This is a genomic window from Dyadobacter psychrotolerans, assembly GCF_004349265.1.
GTDB classification, from domain to species: Bacteria; Bacteroidota; Bacteroidia; order Cytophagales; family Spirosomataceae; genus Dyadobacter; species Dyadobacter psychrotolerans.
Map to the genome: position 1 here is coordinate 133,577 of NZ_SMFL01000005.1, position 24,139 is coordinate 157,715.

General features: G+C 42.9%; 17 protein-coding genes. 4 read left to right on the forward strand and 13 right to left on the reverse strand.

The window, feature by feature from the left end; all coding sequences use genetic code 11:
- Positions 1-190: 190 nt before the first annotated feature.
- A complete protein-coding gene (locus E0F88_RS15000) occupies positions 191-1,072 on the forward strand; it encodes an AraC family transcriptional regulator (RefSeq protein ID WP_131959090.1) in 882 nt (293 codons plus the stop codon).
- Between the two features lie 94 nt (positions 1,073-1,166).
- Here E0F88_RS15000 and E0F88_RS15005 read toward each other — a convergent pair whose 3' ends face one another.
- The 9 genes from E0F88_RS15005 to E0F88_RS15045 form a co-directional block, all read right to left on the reverse strand.
- A complete protein-coding gene (locus E0F88_RS15005) occupies positions 1,167-2,768 on the reverse strand; it encodes an amidohydrolase family protein (RefSeq protein WP_131959091.1) in 1,602 nt (533 codons plus the stop codon).
- Between the two features lie 88 nt (positions 2,769-2,856).
- Positions 2,857-4,398, reverse strand: a complete 1,542-nt coding sequence (locus E0F88_RS15010) for a S10 family peptidase (RefSeq protein WP_131959092.1) — start codon at positions 4,396-4,398, stop codon at positions 2,857-2,859.
- Positions 4,399-4,452: 54 nt separating this feature from the next.
- On the reverse strand, positions 4,453-5,940 hold the full coding sequence (locus E0F88_RS15015; RefSeq protein ID WP_131959093.1) for a S10 family peptidase: 1,488 nt from the start codon (positions 5,938-5,940) through the stop codon (positions 4,453-4,455).
- 41 nt (positions 5,941-5,981) lie between these two features.
- The gene (locus tag E0F88_RS15020; protein WP_229213776.1) at positions 5,982-7,547 is read right to left on the reverse strand and encodes a S10 family peptidase; all 1,566 of its coding nucleotides are present in this window, start codon (positions 7,545-7,547) and stop codon (positions 5,982-5,984) included.
- A 30-nt stretch (positions 7,548-7,577) separates the two neighbouring features.
- On the reverse strand, positions 7,578-8,963 hold the full coding sequence (locus E0F88_RS15025) for a RagB/SusD family nutrient uptake outer membrane protein (RefSeq protein WP_131959094.1): 1,386 nt from the start codon (positions 8,961-8,963) through the stop codon (positions 7,578-7,580).
- A 12-nt stretch (positions 8,964-8,975) separates the two neighbouring features.
- A complete protein-coding gene (locus tag E0F88_RS15030) occupies positions 8,976-12,029 on the reverse strand; it encodes a SusC/RagA family TonB-linked outer membrane protein (protein ID WP_131959095.1) in 3,054 nt (1,017 codons plus the stop codon).
- 605 nt (positions 12,030-12,634) lie between these two features.
- On the reverse strand, positions 12,635-13,510 hold the full coding sequence (locus E0F88_RS15035) for a DUF6268 family outer membrane beta-barrel protein (RefSeq protein WP_131959096.1): 876 nt from the start codon (positions 13,508-13,510) through the stop codon (positions 12,635-12,637).
- Positions 13,511-13,742: 232 nt separating this feature from the next.
- Positions 13,743-14,756 carry a cytochrome d ubiquinol oxidase subunit II gene (locus E0F88_RS15040; RefSeq protein ID WP_131959097.1) on the reverse strand — a complete coding sequence of 338 codons (1,014 nt, stop codon included), beginning with the start codon at positions 14,754-14,756 and terminating at the stop codon, positions 13,743-13,745.
- A 71-nt stretch (positions 14,757-14,827) separates the two neighbouring features.
- Positions 14,828-16,147 (reverse strand): cytochrome ubiquinol oxidase subunit I, encoded by a 1,320-nt coding sequence (locus E0F88_RS15045; protein WP_131959098.1) that lies wholly within the window; start codon positions 16,145-16,147, stop codon positions 14,828-14,830.
- Positions 16,148-16,309: 162 nt separating this feature from the next.
- On the opposite strand from E0F88_RS15045, the gene E0F88_RS15050 reads away from it, so the two are divergent.
- A complete protein-coding gene (locus E0F88_RS15050) occupies positions 16,310-17,545 on the forward strand; it encodes an alpha/beta hydrolase family protein (protein WP_131959099.1) in 1,236 nt (411 codons plus the stop codon).
- Between the two features lie 148 nt (positions 17,546-17,693).
- Here E0F88_RS15050 and E0F88_RS15055 read toward each other — a convergent pair whose 3' ends face one another.
- From E0F88_RS15055 to E0F88_RS15065, 3 genes are all read right to left on the reverse strand, one after another.
- Positions 17,694-17,891 carry a CsbD family protein gene (locus tag E0F88_RS15055; RefSeq protein WP_131959100.1) on the reverse strand — a complete coding sequence of 66 codons (198 nt, stop codon included), beginning with the start codon at positions 17,889-17,891 and terminating at the stop codon, positions 17,694-17,696.
- 301 nt (positions 17,892-18,192) lie between these two features.
- Complete coding sequence (locus E0F88_RS15060) at positions 18,193-19,476, reverse strand: beta-1,2-mannosidase (protein WP_131959101.1); 1,284 nt, start codon at positions 19,474-19,476, stop codon at positions 18,193-18,195.
- 82 nt (positions 19,477-19,558) lie between these two features.
- On the reverse strand, positions 19,559-20,125 hold the full coding sequence (locus tag E0F88_RS15065) for a YdeI/OmpD-associated family protein (protein WP_131959102.1): 567 nt from the start codon (positions 20,123-20,125) through the stop codon (positions 19,559-19,561).
- A gap of 496 nt (positions 20,126-20,621) precedes the next feature.
- On the opposite strand from E0F88_RS15065, the gene E0F88_RS15070 reads away from it, so the two are divergent.
- Entirely contained in the window at positions 20,622-22,334 is a 1,713-nt protein-coding gene (locus E0F88_RS15070) for a DNA polymerase/3'-5' exonuclease PolX (protein WP_131959103.1), read from the forward strand.
- A gap of 135 nt (positions 22,335-22,469) precedes the next feature.
- On the opposite strand, the gene E0F88_RS15075 is transcribed toward E0F88_RS15070, so the two are convergent.
- A complete protein-coding gene (locus E0F88_RS15075) occupies positions 22,470-23,402 on the reverse strand; it encodes a hydrogen peroxide-inducible genes activator (RefSeq protein ID WP_131959104.1) in 933 nt (310 codons plus the stop codon).
- Between the two features lie 357 nt (positions 23,403-23,759).
- On the opposite strand from E0F88_RS15075, the gene E0F88_RS15080 reads away from it, so the two are divergent.
- A complete protein-coding gene (locus tag E0F88_RS15080; protein ID WP_131959105.1) occupies positions 23,760-24,044 on the forward strand; it encodes a hypothetical protein in 285 nt (94 codons plus the stop codon).
- Positions 24,045-24,139: the final 95 nt, after the last annotated feature.

Sequence of the window (24,139 nt, forward strand, 5' to 3'; positions counted from 1 at the left end):
ATTTGAATATTTATATTTTATATGATTTGTAAGTTAGTATCGGCGTTGTTGGTCCCAGAAGAAAATCTCCAAAATCATAAGATGTAAACAGTTTGTCCTTTGGATAATAAATGTTTACTGACAGTCTCGGATGTTAACCTATGTTTATAATTTTTATTAAAGTTATTTTATAACCTTAAATGAGTCTGTTATGAAAGTACTACAATTCACTCCGCCTGTACCCAAAGAAGACGCTGTCGTAGTAGAGGAAGATATTCTGCCTCACTTTTATAATTTTCTTCACCGTCACAAGGAATTACAAATCAGCCTGATCATCAAAGGTGAGGGAACGCTGATTGCCGGTAATTATTCGCAGGCTTTTAAATCCGGTGATGTATATGTTATTGGAGCCAACCAACCACATATTTTCAAGTCGGACCCGGCCTACTTTAATAGTCCGGAAAAAGACAATGCACATGCCATTCATATATTTTTCGATCTTGAACGTATACCAGATGCGTTCTTTCATTTGCCCGAGCTTAGTTCAATCAGAAAATTCATTGAATCCTGCACAACCGGGCTTCAGTTACCAGAGGAACACAGCGCACACGTAGCTGCGGCAATTAAAAAAGTCACTTCGAAGGCAAATCTGGAACGGCTGCTTGGGTTGCTGGAAATTTTTCAGTACTTCTCAAAAGACGTAACAGGCTGGAAATCATTATCGACGGGTTTTTCCAGTTATCCTTTTTCGGAATCTGAGGGGAACCGGATGAATGATATATTCCAGTATACTCTGGAAAACTATGCAGAGAACATCACGCTGAACAAGATCGCTTCCATAGCGCACATTACGCCTCACGCCTTTTGCAAGTATTTTAAACAGCATACAAGAAAAACCTATAACAATTTCCTGAATGAAGTCAGGATCAATGAAGCCTGCAAAAAAATTATCAGCGGCAATTATGATGGTATCTCAACGATAGCATACAAAACCGGTTTTAACAGCGCAATCAACTTCAACCGGGTTTTTAAGAAAACGACCGGCATGTCGCCAAGTGATTATAAGAGAGAATTCAGGCATAAAACTGCTTAAAATGGCTCTTCGTTAGCCCCAGGCTTGAGCCTGGGGTTAGGTCGCGTAGTCAAAATTGATCGGGCTTTAGCCCAAGTCAGAGCTATTTCGCAATTTATTTAGGGTTAGCCACACCAGGCTGTACAAGCTTAAATCCTGAGGCTGCTTTTTCAGCATCAACCATCTTTTTTACATCAGCAAGAAGTTTTTTCGCATCATAAACGATTCCGTCTTTGATGGTATATTTCACTCCGCCTACACGGGTAACCATGTTGTCATTTTGGAGTTTGATGGCTCCGGTTCCATAAAGAACCTGAAAATTAGCCAATGGGTTTTCCTCAACCAACACAAAATCAGCAAGTTTGCCAACTTCCACACTTCCAAGGTCTTTGTCAAGTCCCAGCGACTCGGCGCCATTCAGCGTTGCAGCTTTGATAACTTCCAAAGGATGAAAGCCTGCTTCACGAAGCAATTCCAGTTCGCGGATATAAGCAAACCCGAAAAGCTCATAGATAAATCCTGCATCCGTACCGGTTGTAACACGTCCGCCACGATTTTTATATTCATTCAGGAAAGCCATCCATAACCTATAGTTTTCTTTCCACTGAATTTCCTGTTCAGTTCCCCATGAGTGCCAGTAAGAACCGTGCGAATTCCAGCTTGGCTCATAAAATTTCCATAGCTGAGGCATGGTGTAATCTTCGTGCCATTCAGCCCGTCTTGCACGCATCAGATCCCTGTTCGCTTCATAAATATTCATGGTCGGAGAAAGCGTGAAGTTGAGTGAAATCATCTCATTCATTACTTTGTTCCAACGCTCGGAAAAGGGTGGAGCAGCTTGTTTCCAAAGTGTACCAGCCTCACCGAAACGATCCTGCTCATTGGTGTAGTTGTAGTCCAAAGAGTAATTCTGAACGGTGCGATCCGTGAAAAGCGCTTCCGGTAGTCCGTACCAGTGTTCCATGGAGTTCAATCCTGCTTTTGCGCTGTGTAGCGCATTCCAGCGGCCCACATCAGTTTGCGAGTGATGCATCATCGAGCGTAAGCCCAGTTTTTTATTTTCATCAATTGCCGCCGTCATGATTTCGGGCGCAGCTCCAAAAAACTTTATACCATCAGAACCTGCTTTGGCATTGTCACGTACCCACTGACGCGCCTGTTCCGGTGTTGAGATCGGGCTTGTGCCTCCAAGTCCAAACCGCGAATATGCTTTTATCCGTGGAGCCGTAATCAGGTTCTTACTGCTTTTTTCCTTTTGGTCTAATGTCCATTCCAGTCCGTTCATACTTCCCGGTTCAGCTATGGTTGTTACACCGTGTGCCATCCAAAGCTTGAAAACGTATTCTGCATGAGCACCTTTTGAACCACCACCAATGTGCGCGTGGGTGTCAATAAAACCCGGCAGCAGGTACATGCCTTCCGCCTGTAATTCTTTGCCGCCAGCTTTCAACACCGGGCGGCGTTTTGGATCAATTGGCAGAGCAGTTGTACCTACGGTTGTGATACTTATGATCCTGTTTTTTTCAACCACAATGTCAACCGGTCCCAGCGGCGGTGCAAGCGTACTGTTGATCAGAGTTGCTCCTCTGATGATCAGCTGACTGTAAGGGCCGTCGCCTTCTTTTTTCTCAGGTGCTTTGAGCGTTGCCTGTCCGATTGCATTAAGCTGCAAAAAGAGTCCCAAACCCAAAGCCGTCCATTTGTTAAGTATTTTCATAATCAGTTTCAGGTTAAATGTTTAAAAAAATGAGCTTACAGCGCTCAGTCAAAGACTTTGAACTGTAAACTCATCACTGTTTACTGAATTAATATTTCGCTGGCTGACCAGGTTTCGGCGTAGCTTTTTTGATAAAATCGCGGATGTCGTTGTTGGCTGTAACCACATCTTCCTGACGAAGGTACATCATGTGTCCGCTGCGGTATCCTTTCCAGTCCATTCTTGACTTTAATTTACCGCTTGGGTCCATCTGCCACATGTTGTTTTGTGCATTGAAGTAGTCGCAGGCACCGTCGTAGTAGCCAGACTGTACAAGTAGGTGCAGATAAGGATTCTGAGCCATTGCCTGACGTAGATTTTCACCTGTCATATCTGTGTTTTCACCCGTCCTTGACCATGGGTTGGTAGGACCAAACATGAAATATTTCAGATCGGTTTTGTAACCCAACACTTCACGGAAATAGTAGTTGATCGGAGGTGTGAACGAATGCAGCCAGGAAGTTAGCTCGGGAGAATAATCCGGTCGTTCACCTGCATCTTCGCTGTCGATACCCAAATAACGTGAATCCAGACGGCCAATCGTACGTCCTTTATCTCTCAACAATTCTTTCCAGAAAAATGATGTTGGAATAACCAGATTGTGTTCTAAAACCACTTTTTCAGACAAACCTGAGTAACGTGAAATTTTACCCGCGATCTCTTTTCTTTTAGCAGGATCAAGGAATCCACCCATAGCCAAAGCAGGTATCAATTCGAAAGTTGTGAACTGCTCTACTTCCGGAAGCACTTGCAACAGATCTTTCTGCTGTAAATCAGAAGGAAGAACTTTGTGGTGCCATGCAGTTGCAGCGTAGTAAGGAAGCATGTTTGCATCACCGACTGGTCCTTTGCGGTCAATACCCAGGTTGGTTGGAGATACCAGGATAACGCCATTCAGATACATCCAGTTGGCATTTTGTAATTCAAGTGCAAGACCGGAAACGCGGTTTGTTCCGTAACTTTCTCCGATCAGGTATTTTGGAGATAACCAGCGGTTTTTACGGCTAACGAATGTGTTAAGCCAGTCCGCCAGATATTTAATGTCGACATTCACACCAAAGAATTTAGTTTTGGCAACATCTTTGTTTGCCATGCGGGAATAACCTGTATTCACCGGATCGATGTAAATAATGTCGGCGATATCCAGGATTGAATTCGGGTTTTCTTTTACCGAATAGGGCATCAACGGATAACCTTCACTGTCTACGTTAAGTAATTTGGGGCCTGTATAACCAAGGTGCATCCAAACCGAAGCCGTTCCCGGGCCTCCGTTGAAAGAGATCACCAACGGCCGGGATTTGCGGTCTTTGATATCCGAGCGTTCGTAGTAAGTGTAGAAAACACCGGCTATCGCTTTTCCTGCTTCGTCCCACACCGGTTGTGTACCGACCGTAACCGAGTAAGGAATTTTAGCGCCTTTGATCGTTACGGTTTGGTTTAAAGTTGTGGTAGAATCAAGCAGAAGTTTAACAGGCTTTGGTTCGCCGGTCATTTTAACTTCTGGTTTGGGCGCCGGAGCGGCTGGCTTCTGAGCAGCCAGAGGCGTAATGGCCGCTATTGAGAGCATCGCCAGTACAAATATTTGCTTCATAATATTTTTGGTAAATGTGATTGACAGAATTAAGATTCCGAAGAGACGGACTGATTAGTATTTAGCAGGCTGATCCGCTTTCGGCGTCGTTTTTTTGATAAAAGCTCTTATATCGTCATTAGAAGTTATAAGATCCTCAGACCGTAAATACATCATGTGTCCGCTGCGGTAACCTTTCCAGTCGAAACGGTCTTTCAGTTTCCCGCTTGGGTCCATGTGCCACATATTGTATTTGGCATTGAAATAATCGCAGGCGCCATCATAGTATCCCGACTGGGTCAAAACGTGCAGATAAGGATTTTGTGCAACGGCCTGACGAAGGTTTTCTCCGGTCAGATCGACGTTAGCACCTTCTCTGTCCCACGGACGGGTCTGGCCTGCAACAAAGTATTTCAGATCTGTTTTGTAACCCAAAACTTCACGCAGATAATAGTTGATGGCTGGCGTAAACGAATGCTGCCATGAAGTATTTTCAGCTGAATAATCAGGTCTTTCACCAGCAGTTTCTTTGTCAATTCCCAAATAACGTGAGTCAAGGCGGCCGATGTTATAACCTTTGTCGCGAAGCAGTTCTTTCCAGAAGAAAGCAGCAGGTACCATCAGGTTATGTTCTAAAATTACTTTCTCAGAAATACCTGCATATTTTGACATTTTAGCCGCAATTGCCTTTTTCTTTTCAGGTTCCAGGAATCCGCCTTTTACAATCGCAGGAAGCAGTTCTTTAATCGTGAATGTTTCTACTTCCGGAAGGATGGCCGTCAGGTCTTTGTTTTGAAGATCCGGAGCAAGCGCTTTGTGGTACCATGCCGTAGCGGCGAAGTAAGGAAGCATGTTGGCTGCTGCCACCGGACCTCCCCGGTCAAGGCCAAGGGAAGTCGGCGACACCAATACTACACCATTCAAATACATCCAGTGAGAATTTTGAAGTTCGAGAGCAAGGCCGGAAACACGTGTTGTTCCGTAGCTTTCTCCAACTAAATATTTAGCAGCGCTCCATTTGTTTTTTCTGGTCACGAAATTGTTGATCCATTCTGCCAGGTACTTAATGTCAGCGTTAACACCAAAGAATTTTGATTTTGGGATAGAATCGTTTGCTGCTCTTGAAAAGCCGGTATTCACGGGCTCCACATAAACGATATCCGCTACATCCAGAATTGAGTTCGGGTTGTCCTCAATTCCGTAAGGCTGTACAGGGTAACCTTCGCTGTCGATCAGCAAACGTTTCGGGCCGGTGTAACCCAAGTGCATCCAGCAGGAAGCCGCGCCAGGTCCGCCGTTAAACGAGATAACCAAAGGACGGTTGCCACGGTCGGCAACGTCGGTACGTTCGTAATATACAAAAAACAAACTGGCAATCGCTTTTCCGTTTTCGTCCCATACCGGCTGGTTTCCGGCAGTTGCAGAATATGATACTTTTTGGCCTTTAATGGTAACCTGATCCTTCGTTACTGTTTCGGATTCAAACTTAATCGCCCGGTTCTGTGCCAGCGCAGCGTTGACCGCAAGCGTGCAGAGCAGACAAATGGTTAAGAGTTGTTTCATAGAGATTTTTTTTAATGGTTGACTTTGGTTGTTATCAGGGATTATTTGGATTGGAAACTATCGTAAAAAGCGCCCACGTTTTTCTTCATATCCACCAGTGAAGGTTTGTGGATATACATCATATGGCCTGCTTCGTAAAAACTCATGGTAATGTTCTTCTGTAATTCCTTTGGCAAATACATATGATCAAAGGTATACTGCGTCGCAAAATACGGAGTAGCCAGATCGTAATAGCCATTTAGAACTGTAACTTTTAATGACGGATTTTTGGTCATTGCAGTCCGTAACGTTTCAGCAACATTAAGATACTGGTTCTGAACATTGTTGTAGTTCCACGGACGGACCCTGAAACCGGAAAGAACTTCGTATGGAAGATCATTTTCGTAGTTCAGTTCTTTTTTTACATAGCTGTTCAAAGCCATCGCATAAGGTCCGGTGATTTCATTGTTGGAAGGATCAGAAGTTCCTCTTTCAGCTACGTTATCGTATTCGTAGCCGGTCAGACGTCCGTCCAGACGGCCCACAACCAATCCGTCGTTTCTTCTCAGTTCTCTCACAAAACGGAAAATCACAACCCGTAAATTGGAGTTGATGATGTACTGTTTCGAAAGACCTGTGTAGGCACTCAATTTGGTTGCCAGATTGTCCACTTCCGAATCAGAAAGTTTATCCCCTTTCATCAAAGCCGTGCTGTATTCGCCAAGAGAAAACGCTTCAACTTCTTTCAGGAACGTTTTCAGATCCTTGTATTTCGGGTCGATTTTTTTGTGATACCAGGCAATTGCCGCGTAAGTAGGCAGGAAAAGCGGGTAGGGCAGGTCGTTGCCAACATTAAACTGTGCTGTCTGGAAATTCAAAATAGAGGAAATTAAAACGATTCCGTTCAGGTAGTAACCGTAGCGATCGCTCAGATAACCAGATAAACCGGCTGATCTTGTCGTTCCGTAACTTTCTCCGGCCAGGAATTTTTGTGAGCCCCAGCGACCATTCCGGGAGGTCCATAAACGAATAAAATCACCCACACTCTGGATGTCTTCTTCATAACCCGTAAAGATTTTTTTATCAATTCCTTCTGCCGGCCTGCTGTAACCTGTTTCTACCGGATCGATAAAAACCAGGTCTGTTTTATCCAGCCACGAATATTCGTTGTCAATTACCGTGTACGGAGGCTCTTCCGCTTCACCGCTGTCCTGCATACGTATTCTCCGTGGCCCGAGTGCTCCCATGTGCACCCAAAGGGATGCAGAGCCCGGTCCGCCGTTGTAAGCAAAGGTAACAGGTCGTTTTGCTGCATCCGCTTCACCATCTTTGGTATACGCAATGGAAAAAATCTTACCAAGTGCCTTGCCGCTTTCGTCATGCAAAATGGTGTAACCCACTGTGGCGGTGTAATTGATACTCTTTCCGTTGATTGTTACGCTGTGTTTGGTAACCGATTTTGGCGGATCGTATTTAGCCCATTGATTATTATCTGCCTGATGGTATTGAGTTTCAGGCGCTTTATTGCTGATCTTTTCCTGCTCCTTGCCCGGTTTTTCCTGGGCAAGGGTAGCAGTCAAAGTGAAAAGCAGCATTCCTGAGAACAGTAATCTGAATTTTTGATTCATGCTGTAAACTGTTGAATGGAAACTTTTTGGTTAACGATATGCTTCGTTTTGTACAACCTTGGTATTGGTACGTATTTCGGCAGACGGAATTGGTAAAACCTGCTTTCCTGCCACTTTGATAGAGTAGGATGGAAGGCTGCCTCTTGTTCTTACAACACTTGCAAATGTGGTAAGGCCTGTTCCTCTGCGAATGACATCAAACCAGCGGTGGCCTTCTCCTACAAATTCAAGTTTGCGTTCCTGCATCACTGCGGCAATCAGCGCGTCTTTTGTTGCAGCTGTTGTGGCAGCAACACCAGCTCTTGTTCTAACTACATTTATGTCGGCCGCAGCACCTGTAAGGTTATTTTGCTCAGCTCTTGCTTCTGCACGGATCAGGTATTGCTCCGAACGTCTTAAAATCTGTATGTTGTCAGCATTCTGCGCTGTATTCCACTTAGTTGTATAAAAAGTGTTTGTCGTCGGGTTTTTAGCGGTTAATTTACCTCTAAGGTCAGCAGGATCAGCTATCATTTCAGCATAAGTTTTGTCGTGCAAAGCAGTTCCGCCTCTTCCGCTCAAACTTGAAGGATAGTACCAGTTTCTCAAACCTGCTCCATCTGTTGCATTAAATTGCAGTTCAAAAAGAGACTCAGCAGTGTTTTTACTTCTGAATGCAGTTTCAAAAGCAACGCTTAAAGGAAGGTTAGCAATTGCTTCTGTTGCAAACTGTTCTGCTTTTGCCCACTGCTGGTTGTAAAGATAGTAACGTGCCAGCAGAGCGCGGGCAGCAGGTTTGGTCGCTTTTGCCCTTGTAAGGTCCGTAGATGCACGGGTTTCAGGAAGTTTGGCAATTGCTTCAATTAAATCCTTTTCAACCTGATCATAGGTTTGACGCAAAGTGCTGCGCGGAGAAAAATCAGCTTCGGTAACACCAACAGACGGAGTCAGTTTTAAAACCACGCCTTCTGTTCCGTAAACGTTTGGAATGCCGCCAAAGAAACGTGCAAGATCAAAATACGAAAGTGCTCTAACAAAGTAAGCCTGTCCCATTAAATCATCTTTATTGGTTTGTGCAACCGTCATTTCAGGCACGTTGGCGACAATGGAATTCGCAATATCCACGCAGCGGTAAAGCGACGTGTACAAATCTTCAACTTCCGAATTATCTGCACTGAAATTGAATTCATCCGCAGAGATCAGGGCATCCCAGGTATCAATTTGCTGGGACATGTCTGACGCCACGTCACTGATCACCTGCACACGCCACATGTACACCGTTTGCAAATTGTTGTACATCCCGTTCACAACTCCTTCCGCACTGTTCAGACTTGCAAATGCCTGGCTGCTGCTGATTTGTGAAAGCGGTTTAATATCCAATACGTTACAAGCCGAAACCGACGTAATTAGCAGTATTGCTGTTAATATCTTTTTCATATTGTTTTGTAATTAAAATGTAAGATTGATTCCGCCCATCCATATACGTGGCTGAGGCATTACGCCCTGGTCAACGCCCTGAACAGTTTCAGAAGGACTAACCGATACCTCAGGGTCAAGTCCGGAATACTTGGTGAATGTCAGCACGTTTTGTCCTGAAACATAAAGTCTCGCGCTTCCGATACCGATTTTTGAAGTAAGCGTTTTTGGAACTGTAAAGCCCAGACTTACATTTTTCAGACGGATGTAAGATGCGTCTTCAACATGACGTGAAGGACGGAAGTTGGTATCGTAGTTTTTACGGGCCAGGCGCGGAATGTCCGTTTCGTCACCTGGTTTTTGCCAGCGGTCAAGCTGCTGAGAGCTGTAACCTGTTGTACGTTCGCCGCCATGCTCAAAGAAATAACGGTTGTAGTTGAAAACGTAGTTACCATAACTGTACTGAACAAATGCCATCAAATCAAAGGCTTTGTATTTGAAGTTGTTGGTAAGACCTCCCTGGAAATCAGGCCATGCACTTTTCTTTAAGATAAATCTGTCGGTGTTTACATTGAAGATATCATCAGCTCCTGTGTTCCAGATAATGTCTCCTGTTTGTTTGTCAACGCCCAATTGTTCGTGGACATAAAAAGAGAACAATGGATAACCTTCTTCAATACGGATATAATCTCTTGTAAATGCACTGATCGGCGCAGCAAGCTTTTTAACCAGGTTTTTGTTTCGTGAAAGGTTGAATGCAATATCCCAGCTGAAATTCTCTTTTTGGATCGCGTTGGCATTGATACCCAATTCAAAACCCTTGTTTTCCATTGCACCATAATTCTGGATCAAAGTACTGTATCCGGTTGAGCGGGGAACAGGTACTTCCAAAAGCATGTCTTTGGTTTGTTTGTTATAGTAATCAAAAGTTACGTTCAGTTTATCCTGGAACAGACCCACATCAACACCGATGTCAAACTGTGCAGTTGTTTCCCATTTAAGATCCGGGTTTGCAAGCTGAATTGCGTTAAAACCCGGATAATCAGCATAAGCAGCAGATCCGCCGGCACCTGGTGTTACACCGCCACCACCACGCAAACCGCCTCTTTGTCCACCCCATAAACCAAGTGAAGCAAAGTTGCCGATACCACCCTGGTTACCTGTTACACCGTAACTTGCTCTTAGTTTAAGTTCTGAAATAGCCTTTACGCTTTTCATGAAATTCTCTTCCGAAACAGCCCAGCCAACCGATGCGGAAGGGAACATACCCCATCTGTGATTCGCTCCGAAACGTGATGAACCATCATAGCGAAGGTTACCTGTGAAAAGGTATTTTTTCGAAAAGTCATAGTTCACCCTTCCAAAGAAAGAAGCAATTCCCCATGAAGTCTGATCAGCGGTAGAGTTTTTAATCGCTGCGGCTGCAATGGTGCGGAACTCATTACTTGGGAAACCTGTACCTGTTGCAGAAGTGTAATTGTTTACATTTTTCTGCAGCGTGTTACCAACAAGGATGTTGAAGTTGTGCTTTCCGGCTAATCTTGTCTGATAAGTCAGTACGTTTTCGTTAATCCAGTTATAATCCCTGGTTACACTGTTTGTAGCAGTTCCGCCCACACCAGATCCCGCAGTCAGGTTGGTATTGGAATACTGGTTTTCATAAATGTAATTGTTATCAACACTCCAGTTGGTACGGAACACCAATCCGTTTGCTATTTTCCAGTCTCCGAATATATTTCCGATGATCCTGTCGGTATTCATCAGGTAATCCGTTTCATTCACAATCGCAACAGGACTTTCCCAAACCGGACGGTTGTAAGTTCCGTCGGCGTTGTAAATCGGAATGTTACTTGGGTAGAAATAGGCGTTTGCCAAAGCAGAGTTGATGTTGTTACCGTTTTGGATCCTGTTACGCTTGCTGGTTGAGTAAAAAATGCTTGTTCCAAATTTCACAGCGTCAGAAACAGCAAAATCCAAATTGGTTCTGAATGTCTTACGATCAAATAGCGTTGGTTTCATGATACCTTCCTGTTTGAATGTGTTACCCGAAACCAGATATTTGATACGTTCGTTTCCACCTGAAATGGAAGCATCAATGTTGTAAAGTGCTCCGCTCTGCATGATCGGGTCAATCCAGTTGGTATTGATCGCTGCATCAGGGTTTGCATAAGCAGGCTTGTAGGCTACTCCGGCAGGGTTAAGTGCAGTTATTGAACCGTAAGTATCACTCCAGTTATTTGCAGAAGCTTCATTTTGCAATCTTTCAAAAGTAGGTCCGTCTACACGAAGATCGTTAGGATCTTTCCAAGCTTTGGATGTTCCTACATAAGAAGAAATAGAAATAACAGGTTTGCCTGACTTACCTCTTTTGGTAGTGATCAGGATAACGCCATTTGCTGCACGGGCACCATAAATAGCTGTTGCAGATGCATCTTTCAGGATTTCCATCGATTCAATATCTGATGGATTCAAATCTGCCAAGGGATTACTTGGCTGACCGAAAGTACTTCTGGCCAGGTTTTGCGAAACGATTGGAACTCCGTCAATTACGTACAAAGGTTCAGAACTTGCATTGATAGAAGTTGCTCCGCGGACACGAACCATAATACTCGTTCCCGGTTCTCCTGATCCTGCGCTTACCTGAACCCCCGGGCTGCGACCCTGCAAAAGCTGGTCCGCACTTGGGCTTGGGATGTTTTTTATCTGGTCGGCCGAAACAGTAGAAATTGCCCCAGTAACAGTACGACGGTTTTGCTCACCATAACCTACTACAACAAGCTCCTGTAAAGCCCGTGCTTCTGCTACAAGTATGATTTTGTAATTGCTTTGGGAAGTAACAGGAACTTCCTGCGTAGTGTATCCTATAAAGGAAGCAATGATTTTAGACGACGGCGCAACGTCAATTTTGAATTTTCCGTCAGCATCCGTTTGCGTTCCCGTAGATGTTCCGGAAACACGAATGGTAACACCCGGCATAGGCAAATTATCTTCCTTTGCTACAACCACACCGGAGATCGAAACAGTCTGTGCGTGAACAACACCGACCATGCAGAACAGCAACAGTAACCATGGTAATTTAGCTCTCATATCTATCTTGTTTTCGTTTTACTTTTGATAAAGTAAGCAAAAAGAAAAATGACAATTTGCCGCTGTTCAGAGTCTCAGGGGGTTCTTGCTAATATCGTTTTAAGAAGAGATAATTTTGGTAAAAATATGTTAATTTTTGTAAGGTTAAATTCTGACTATTTCTGAATTTGTAAAATTAAATTCTGGATAGTGTCATGTATTGAGTTGAAAATGTGTGTTTATGGTAAATTGTATTATGAATGTTTTGTTTTGTTTTATAACCTGTTTTCGATCAAAATATGAGGAGTTTTTGTGCGAATTATCCAAAATGACTTTATCGGGCACAAAACTGGGATAACGGAAACTTTATAAAATGAAGGGGGGAATAAAATCTTCTGAAGCAGGTTAATTTAATTTTTGGTTTGGAGTATATCTGTTTATTATCTCACAACTAAAAATTGTCAACTACATTTAATTTGAAGATTTGTAAAAGTATTTCTAAGTGTGTTTTCTGTATTCCGAGAGGCGGAATTTAAGGAACAGCGTCACACTAACCTGCTGACTGTACAGAGGCAGATTGGGACAATAGGCAAATGAGGGACTGTATTAATGAGGGTTAAAGAACCTTACTTTTTTCTTGATGAAAAAGGTGGAAGGAGATAAATTTCAAAGGATGCGGCCAACCCGGACGTTCTTACCGGGACAATACCGGATGGAAGCCTGTTGCTGACGTTCATCCTGTAGCCACCGAAAACTTCAACCCCGATCAATTTATTGATCTGCTTGTTGTAGGTTACACCGGTATCCAGATCAATCAGCCGGAACAGAGAAGGCTGTCTGTCAGCTTTGTAGGTGTAATAACTTTTTGTGACAGCTTCACTCTTTATATAAAAAATATCCGTTGGTGAAAGATTATAGCGCCACGAAATTTTCTTTGGCAAAGCAATTTCAAGTCCTGATTTTTCGGAAGGGAAATTATAATTGAGTACGAGTACCGGCAGCACACTAAGGTTTTGCGCGCGACTGACCAGAACGCCTATTCCAATCTCGCTCCGTTCCGATCTTTTCTTCATGAAAACAGAAGTAAAGTTGTAGTTAAGCGGAACATGCCGAAAGGGAACTTCTGTCAGGTTTCCGCTTTTCGTGACATTGGAAGCTACAACCAGATAGGAAGTGCTGTTTAGTTTGAAAAACGATTTGAGGTCGATACCCATAGACCGAAGCTGCCAGTTGTCCATTTGGTTTATCGGGTTTTCGCCTGAGTTCTTAAATTCAAGCTGCTCGGTTCGGTAGTGCGGACCGACAACTATGGCATAGTTGGGCTTGTGCAGGATCGGAATCCATGCTCTTACATATAAATCTTCCTGGGTGTATTTTTTCTTCGGACCATCAACTGACCGGTAGTATTTACCAGGAGCATAACTGTGTTTAAATGTAACCCATTTTGAAGGCCCCATGCCGGTAAGCCCCGGTTTCAGATCCTGGCACCTGCAAGGTTTCATAAACAAAGCAGAACAGCAGAGAAAAGACAGCAAAAAACGAAGATCCATGTATTCCGAAACGATATTTTATTAAAAAACGGGTGCTGCAAATTTTATAACGCAGAGGAATAGTCGTTCTGCGCAGTCGGAAGTTCTATGGCTGAGTCTTACTGTTAGCGCAACATAATCAGTCAATTAATTAGTTCCTTTCCGGTTTGTTTTGCTATAGATGGACAAGAATGTCGGTTCTTGTTCAGTGAGCAACCTCTTCTTTCTTCTGGAAACTGTAAATCAAATAAAACAAGGCAGGAAGAATAAAAATGCTCCCCAAAAGCAAAGCCATACCCAGCGCATAAATTGTTTTCTCCTGGCCGCTGTGTTCCAGAAGCGACAAATATCCTCCGTTTTTTAAGATTACGATGTTTGGAAAATGACGATAGGTTGTTGTGAGCAAGATCATCGTGACCTGAAAACCAGCTAACGGGCGGAGTAAAAACGTTTTTCCCTGGTACAATAAATACCACATCCAAACCAGTGAAAGTGTAGCGGACAAAATTGCGATATGGCCAACCCAATTGCCAAATACCCAGTCGATCAGCGGGATGTGTTCGATCAAAGACGCGATGAAAACCAATATTCCGCAAACTACCGCGGCGATATTGAAAAACTGTGCTTTATGCGCAAAACGAAGCCGGTCGTGCTCGTCATCCGTTTCGCCGATCAGATAAACAGATGCAAGAAATCCGCAGATCGAAACGGTAAATAACCCAACCGCAACGGAAAACCAGTGAAGCCAGCTGAAAATGTAAGCTTCCATAAAAGTATTGGCATTGGGATCTATATGACCTGAAACAGCACTTCCTGCGATGATTCCAAGAAACAAAGGCGTTATAAAACTTGACCATGCAAAAATCGGGTTATAAAGATTCTGCATGTCGTCAACCACCGCATCGTAATGCCTGAAAGTGAAGGCGGTCCCTCTGGCAATAATTCCAAGAAGCATCACTGTGAGCGGAATATGCAGATTTACAGACATGGTGGTGTAAATAACCGGAAAGCCTACAAACAGGATAACGATGGCAATGATCAGCCACATGTGGTTCGCTTCCCAAATAGGCCCGATTGCCGAATAAAGCGTTTTACGGGTGATACTTTTATTTTTTTTGGAAGTAAACAATTCAATTATACCAGCACCAAAATCAGCTCCGCCCAAAAGCAGATAAAGCAAAATCGCAGTCCAGAGAAATATGATGACGACGTATAACATCTTATTGAAATGTGAAAAGTAAAATGAAATTTTACTAAGACTGTAAACTTTTGACTGTTAACTCAGAACTTTTATTTTTTGGCGGGAAGGTCATAAAGTTTACCAACCATTTTAATCTGCCGGTAAAGCATGAAAATGACGATGATGGCCAGCGAAATGTAAACTCCGGAAAAAATGTAAAATGAGTAGACGATTCCGGGCATGGGTGTCACCGCATCGGCAGTCCGCATAATTCCATTAATGATCCAGGGTTGGCGGCCCACTTCGGTTACCGTCCACCCGGCTTCCACGGCGATAAATCCAAGCGGAGTGGCTGTCACAAACAGTTTTAGCAGCCAGCGACTGGTTAGCCAATGTTTTTTCTTCCAGAGGGCTGTAAAATACAAAACAGAAACAAGCATCATGAGCATGCCCATTCCAACCATTATCTGGAAAGCGTAGTGTGTGATTGCGACGGGCGGATGATTTTCTTCCGGGATACTGTCCAATCCTTTGACCTCTGATTTGAAATCACCATGAGCCAAAAAGCTTAAAAAACCTGGAAGTTTGACGGCGTAATCCACCCTTTTATTTTTCTCATCAGGAATTCCGCCGACAATCAAGGAAGCTGATTTTTCGGTATGAAAATGTGCTTCCATGGCTGCAAGTTTTGCTGGCTGTCGTTTGGCAACATCTTTCGCAGAAATATCTCCGCTAAGCGGTTGCAGGAGTGCGGCTACACAGCCAAAGATTGCTGCTATGGTAAAAGATTTGGTGTGAAAAAGAATATTTTGTCCTTTCAAAATCATGAGGGCGTGAACACCCGCAACGGCAAATCCGGTAGCTACAAAGGCAGCGACGGTCATGTGTAAGGCCTGCGAAAACCAGGCGTCGTTAAACATGGCAGCGATGGGGTCAACATTCAGATATTTCCCATCTACAAAATCAAATCCTGCCGGGCTGTTCATCCATGCGTTGGCTGCTACGACCAGTATGCCTGAAGCAAGTCCGCTTACACCTACGATAACGCCAGTGAACCAGTGAAACCACTTATTAAACCGGTCCCAGCCGTATAAAAAGAAGCCAAGGGCAATTGCTTCAATGAAAAAAGCGGTCCCTTCCAATGAGAAAGGCATGCCGAAAATAGGTCCGGCATGTTTCATGAATTCCGGCCATAGTAAACCAAGTTCAAAAGAAAGAACGGTTCCCGACACGGCGCCGGTTGCAAAGAAAATGGCCACGCCTTTACTCCATGCCTTAGTAACATTTTTATAAACGACGTTGTTGGTTTTCAGCCAGTAAAAGTGAGACACAGCCATGAAAAAAGGCATCACCATGCCAATGCAGGAAAAGACAATGTGAAAACCCAAAGAAAGGGCCATTTGAGATCGGGCGGCTATAATATCATCCATTTGATGGTCAATAATTTAAAGAATAATGATCCGGTCAACCGGCTTTCAGCAGTAGCTCAAAACTACTTAAGACTTATGATAAGAACCATCTTTATGACCAAATAAGTCTGGTTTTAAAGTATATTTTCAATTAATCTTTAATTTGTTCAGTCTGGTTGTAACATGAAAAAACTTGTCATCTTACTGTTACTGATTTCCCTCAAAAGCTTTTCCCAAAATACGGGTGATTTGATGATTGACCAAAAACCGATCAAAACGGATTCGCTGCTTTGGGATTTACAGACGCTAAGTAAAGCACCGGAAGTACAATGGATTGATAAGACATCAAAGGTGTATTCACTTATTTATAATAGTGTAGATTTTGAGGGGAAGCCTACACAGGTTTTTGCTTATTATTCTAACCCGGATATTTTGGCCGGAAAGCCTGTTGGTAGTAATAAATTTCCCGGCGTTGTGCTGATACATGGCGGGGGAGGGCAGGCCTTCAAAGCGTGGGTTGAAAAGTGGGCTTCGGAAGGTTATGCAGCTATTGCAATGGATCTTTCGGGAAACGGTGCTGATGGTAAAAAGGTAGCTCAGCCAGGCCCGGAGCAGTCTCATGAAAATAAATTCGATAAGATCGAAAAAGGTAATCTTAAAAACGTCTGGACCTACCATGCCGTGGCGAGTTCTATTCTTGCGCATTCGCTGCTGCTAAGTTTTTCGGAAATCGACAAAAGCAAAACCTGTCTCACCGGAATAAGCTGGGGAGGATATCTGACCTGCATTGTCGGTTCCCTGGACAATCGTTTTAAAGCCGCAGTGCCCGTATATGGCTGTGGTTATTACGACGAATCGGATGTGTTTAAGGAGCCGCTCAATCAATTGACGGCTAACGGTAAGCGAAGATGGATGTACTATTTTGACCCTTCTGTTTACATGCCTTTTGCTAAAACAAAGTTTTGTTTTTTAAACGGAAATAAAGACAAGTTCTATAATGTAGTTCCTTACAGCAAAACATATCATCTTGTAAAGGAAAAGAGGAGAAAAGTAGTCGTTTTGCCAGATATGCGTCACGATCACGTTTCGGGTTGGGAGCCTAAAGAAATCAGGTATTTTTTTGAAAGTGTAATTAATAAGACTGCGCCAATAGCAAAAGTTGGAAAGCCAAAATCAAATAAATCCCGGATGGTGGTATCATACAAATCAGAAGTTCCTCTGGTAATGTCAGAATTTTATTTTTCCAATGACACGGTTTCTTCCAATGAAAAAAGAGTTTGGATTAAACAGGAGGCAACGATCGAAACAGGTAAGAGAGTTATCACAACATCAATTCCAAAAGATAATTTCAAATACGGTTTTTTCTACCTGAAAGACCGGAACGGGATATCTGCATCGAGCGAGTTCATCATCCATTAAAAAGTATTAACAGGCTTAATCCAAAATGGGATTTAAGTTAAGTTTTCCTGGTCCTCCAATTTCTACATATAACCGGTGTAACCAAATAAAAAATGCCTCTGAAACATACAGCTCCAAAGGCACTTTCTAAAAGGGGTTTAACGAAGAACTATCGTGACCAGCTGTCAACTTCACTTTCCACCTCTTCGCGGGTCTTACCTAATTTTTTTTGAAGATTTCCCAGAAGTTCATCTTCTTTTCCTTCTTCATATAATAAATCATCGTCGGTTAAATCAGCATATTGTTGCTTAAATTTTCCTTTCAATTCATTCCAGTTTCCTTTTACTTGTTGCGTGAAGGCACTCATGATTTCGGTTATTTAAGTTTGAGAATGTATGTTTTCTGTAAAGCACGTTTGCCCTAATAATTAAAATAACTATGCCCTTAGACGCGATTGTAAATCAGTTTTATTTTAATTCAACTGGTAGTTTTTTGTGAAAGCTATTGATTTAAAGAGATTTACTAAACACATCAGATTGATAGAAGCAGGCGATCATTATCTGTGTGTAATTGTTCTGTTGCGCATAATTTTCCCAAGATTGTACTTTAAACTGCTCAAATGCTGTTTTTTGTCTACATAAATTAAATTTAAACAATAAAAAATAGTCTTATTCCGAAATTTCGACCTGGTTCAACAGCTTATCCAGGAGGATTATTCCCTGCACCATGGATCGCACCGAGTGGTAATTTACTTTCCATGAGTGGCTTATATGATTCCAGATCGGTTCGCCCTGACGTGTGAGCAGCGGAAGCCATTCACCTACCTCACGTTTGATCATTTTATCAAAAACGAAACGGTGTACAGCATCATAAGCTTTCAGATATTTGTCATCTCCATATACCCGGTATGCATCCAGCATTCCTATGATCACCTCTGCCTGTTGCCAGAACTCTTTTTCCCGGTCATAAACTTCTCCTTCATGTGATCCTTCTACATAAACGCCGCCAAACTCCCAGTCAATCCCGTTTTGAACGGCATGGTCAAATGATTTTAGGATCTGGCTTTCATAAGTATCATACGGCACCCCGGCAATGTCCAGCGCGTGCATCAGCAGCCAGGCAAATTCTACGTTATGGCCATAACTTGTATTGTCTTCGGCTGAACTTTTAAATCCGTCTTCCGAAAAACGGTCCCAACCCCAGATAATATCAAATTTGATTTGAGGGGCAACTGCCCAGTCGGCCCAAAACTGCGGGATTCCTGTACCGTAAACCGGATGCATGATTTTGCTGACAAGAAGCTCGATAATTTCCAGTAATTTTCGCCTGTGTACCTGTTTGCCGCTAGCTTCATAAAGGGTTGTAAAAGCTTCCATCAAATGCATGTGCGCATCAAGTGTTTTACGATCTCCTCCTGCCGGACCAGTGCCTTTCAGTTCCCAGTTTCGGTGAAACATTTCGAAATAGCCGCCGTAATGTGTATCCGCTCCGTGTATTTGCAAGAGGTCAAAAACTTTTTCGGCATATTCCAACCCACGCGGATCACCCGTGGCAAGAGTGTACTCAGCAAGACTGTAAATAGCGAAGCTATGTCCGTAAACGATTTTCTCATCTATCCTGACATTGCCTTTTCGGTCCATCAGCCAGTAAAACCCGTTGTGCTCGTTGTCCCACATTTTATTGATTAAAAATTCAACTCCGTGACGGGCAATCTCTGCATACCGGCCATCACCATAACCGGCACGGTGGGCGGCTGAAAACGTGTAAACGGTTCTGGTTTGCGCTATTAAGGATTTTTCGTCTTCCCCGGAGTCAATGCCGGCATTATCAAAATGTGTGATAAATCCACCGTTTTCTTTGTCGACGCATCGGTTTTCCCAAAAAGGTAAAAGCTCTGTTGTTAAATGTTGGTATGCTTCTTTGCGATAGTTTTTTATTTGTTCAATATTCATCGGGAATCGAAAAATTAGGAAATGAAATTTGTATCTGTCAGTTTGTACTTGTTAAAGTACTTTTTGGACTATTCCTAATGATTCAATAATATTTCTCCATCCCGGCTGATGCTGTCATTCGCTTGTTCTGCGCGGTTTTTTTAATAAAAGCTGCTAATCGCTTTTCAAAAAGCGCTTTATCTCCGCGAGCCACTTCAATCGAAGCGATCCGTAAACGCCTGTAAGGCTCTGGGAATGAATTGAAATACTTCCGTGCTTGCTCGTTGTGCTTAATTGCTGTCATGATATCGTCGGGATAGATAAATGTTGTATCTGCAACCGCCTGAAGGTTTTGTTCAAATTGCGGATGCACCAGATTTTGTTCCAAAATCAGCCAGATACGTTCGATGTTAAGCTGCGAAAAATTTCCCTTGGTTTTTCTGGGACTCATCCGCTGTACGGTATGATTTTCGTCCAGTGTTTTTAATGTACTGTCTATCCAGTTAAAACATAAAGCTTCTTCGATAATATCATTGTAACCCATGGGTTTGTCCTTTTTTGGAATAGCCACCCAAACTTCCTTTGCCGTATCAAAATAGCTACTCAGCCAGTCACGCCATTCCTGTCTGGATTTGGGAAATATTACTTCGGTGATAGTGATAGTTGCCATGTTTGTATTGGTTTAAGAGCTTTTGTTTCAGTTTGTTAAAAATAGAAAACAGTGAATTGAGATTCAATTATCTAAACCTGGCCCCCCTGAATATTAATAAAGTTGCTGTTCAACCCTGTTAGGGTTGATTAAAACGAATGTATGATATGTTTTCCGTAGGTTTCACCTACGGCTATTCAAATTCAACCCGTTGGGTTGTAGGGTAGTATCAATGGTCATCAAACTCTCATAATTAAAGAGCACAGGTCCAAATAGCCCATCGGGCTTCAACACAAATAGCCCCCGGTGCAACCGGGGGTTCCGGAACAAACAAAATTTTCACCAACCCTGACAGGGTTGAATACCAACAATGATGCTGTTTAACTCCGTTATCAATGTTGGTATTCAACCGACCTATGCCATTTCCCCCGTGGCCCATCACCCCCAAATCCACTCTTGTTCTTGCTCTTTCCGTTTGTATATTCGTAATTCGCAGAACATTTTTAATCCGTTTCCTATGAGTAATCCTGAAATTGTCGAGATCCTTGAACTAACTGCAAAGTTAATGGAACTGCATGGCGCTGATCCTTTCAAAATAAAGGGATATGGAGTAGCGGCTTTTTATCTTGATAAATACAAGGATGGGGAGCTGCAATATATGACGCACGAGGAGCTCACCAAACTTCAGGGAATTGGAAAAAGTACTGCGGCCAAAATTGTGCAGATTGTTCAAACAGGTACATTCCCTGAGCTGGAAGAATTGCTCAGCAACACGCCTTTGGGCGTGATGGAAATGTTCAATATCAAAGGGATAGGGCCCAAGAAGATTGCAGTTCTCTGGCGGGAACTGGGTATTGATAATTTACATGAACTCGAACTCGCCTGTCTTAATGGCTCTGTTGCAAAACTCAAAGGTTTGGGTGGAAGTATTCAGCAGAAGATCCTGGACTCGCTTGCATTTTTAAAAGATCAGGCAGGAAAGTTGAGGATGGACAAAGCGGAAGTGGTTGCCAGGCTAATAACAGATGCGTTAAAAAATACTTTTCAGGAAGTGGAGGTAGCAGGTGATTTGCGTCGCCGGTCGGAAATAGTTGATACGATAAAAATTTTGGTAAAAACAGAATCTCCGGTTTTGCTTCAAAGCGCTCTAAAACAAATTGAATTTCTGGTTCAGGATGAGAAAAATTCTTCACCTTTTGTATGGCGGGGAAATGTGCAGGACATTGCTGTAAATGTGGAGGTGATGGCTGTAAAACCGGAAAGAATGGTGAACGATCTTTTCCTGGAATCAGCGGCGGAAGCACATTTGGGACAGGCAACAAGCGCAGGAAGCACGATTTGGAAACATGCTTATTTCGGTTCGGTGGATACAGAAGAAGCCGTTTACCAAAATGCCGGTTTGCCTTACATTGTTCCTGAAATGCGTGAAGGTGCCGGCGAATTTCTATGGGCTGAAAACCATACATCAGATCAGCTTGTAACCTGGGACGATCTGAAAGGAATTTTACATAATCATAGCACCTATTCGGACGGACAGAATACACTGGAGCAAATGGCACTTTACTGTCAGGAACTTGGGTTTGAGTATTTGGGAATTGCAGATCACTCGCAAACTGCCACTTATGCCCAAGGGTTGAAAGTTGAAGAGGTTATCAAACAGCATGAAGAGATTGCAAAGCTGAATGCAAGGTTCGCCGCAGAAAATCCGGATAAACCTTTTAAAATCTTAAAGGGCATTGAATCTGATATTTTGGGAGATGGCTCACTGGATTATCCCTCCGAAATTCTGGCCAGCTTTGATTATATCGTTGCTTCCGTTCACAGCAATCTTACCATGTCGCTGGAAAAAGCAACGGCAAGGCTGCTTAAAGCCATTGAAAATCCTTACACGACTATACTCGGTCATCCAACCGGCAGACTTTTATTATCCCGTGAAGGCTATCCGATAGATCATAAAGCCATCATCGACGCCTGCGCAGAACATCAGGTGGTGGTGGAAATTAACGCTTCGCCATGGAGGCTGGATCTGGACTGGAGGTGGATAGCTTACTGCATGGAAAAAGGCGTTTTGTTAAGTATCAATCCCGATGCTCATTCAAAGGAAGGTTATTTTGATATGCACTACGGCATAGCTGTTGCACGTAAGGGAGGATTGACCAAAGAGATGACTTTTAATACTTTGTCTTTGAGTGAAATGGAAGTCTATTTGGCTAAAAAAGCTGGTAAATAATTTATGATCTAACTTAATAAGCTTACTATTTTTAAACCTTAGTTATAAAATACTTTAACTATTCTTAAAGTGGACTTGTAAAATAGTAATGTTTGTTTGAATTGGTTTTCAATTGTTCACATGAAAACCTGTTGGTTACAAAACGCGAACCTCCTTACTATCCTCATAAACCACCTGAGGAACATATTTCATGATGCCGCTTCGCAGCGCTTCGATCAATCTCGTTTTTACCTGTTCACGATTTACGACCAGGCAAACCTCGCGCGCAGGTTCAGGATATTTAAAATGACGAATATGTTTTTTACGTTCGTCTGACAATTCCTGTATCGCCAATTCAGGGAGAATCGTGATACCACCATTGCGGTCGACCATACGCATAAGCGTTTCGATGCTTCCGGAGCGATAGTTGAAACTGTTACCAAACTGGCTGTTACGACTCAATTCGCATAACCGCTGTATCTGGGTGCGGAAACAATGCCCTTCTTCCAAAAGCCATAGTTCATTCGGTTCGATATCACCCGGCAGGATATATTGTTTGCTGTAAAGATCAGTATGCTCTGAAACGTATGCATAAAAACGTTCTTTGTACAAAGGAATTTCCTGTAAACTGCTTTCGTCTGAAACGGAAGCAACGATGCCGACATCGAGATTTCCTAATTTGAGCTCACTGGTAATTCGTTCGGTAATCATTTCAGAAACATGAAGGCGAATCTCCGGATAGGCTGCGATAAACGGCTGGACAAAATGCGGCAGAAGATAAGGTGCAACCGTAGGGATAATGCCAATTCTAAGCTCACCGGACAAATCACCATTAAAATGTTTGGCAATTTCATTCATCCTTCCGGTTTCTCTTAATATCGTTTTTGCCTGATCGATAATTTGTCGGCCTATTCCAGTGGGAACTATTGGCTGCTTGGTGCGGTCAAAGATTTTTATTCCCAGTTCATCCTCCAGTTTCCTGATCATCATTGAAAGGGTCGGCTGGGTGACGTTACAATGCTCGGCTGCCTGGATAAAATGTCTGTGGTTATCTACGGCGACGATATATTCTAGTTGTTGAATGTTCATTTCAATATTTTAATCCGGATCCTCAGTTCCCAGTGCGTAAAGTAATAAATTTAATCTATGAAAAGCTAGAATATAATCAGTTTAATTGATAATGTTGCACAGGCATTATCAGGAACTTTTTGTTTGCCGGGGCTGCCTTACAGTCAGTTTTGGAAACAGGTGGATTGTAAGGACGATGGATATCACAACCAATGCAGGGGCAGCAACAAACATAGCGTATGACTTTTTGTGAAGTCTTTTGTATTAAATTGTTATTAATCTTTATTATTACTTTCTTACGGTGACGTAAATGTTTAGGGGAAGTCTTATTTTTACGATGTGAATATTAAACTATCGCTCACTTATTGATCAAAGAAAATGAAGAAGATTAAAGCCTTAATGATCGCCGCGTTTTTCCTGGTTGCCGGCAGTACTTTCGCACAAACAGCTACGCCGGCTACAACTCCGGCTAAAAAGGAAATTAAAACCAAAAAAGATGGTACACCTGATAAAAGGTATACCGAAAATCAAAAACTGAAAAAAGACGGAACACCTGACAAAAGGTATAATGAAAACAAAAACCTGAAAAAAGATGGTACTCCGGATAAGCGGTTCAAAACCTCAAAAGCAGATTCGCTAAAAGCGGTTAAGAAAAAGAGTTAGAAGTTTTCAATAAAAAATTAGGGTAAGCGCCTGGTTTGTTGTCATGCTGATGAACAACGAAGCCAGGCGCTTACTTTTGCAGTGAAAACAATCCC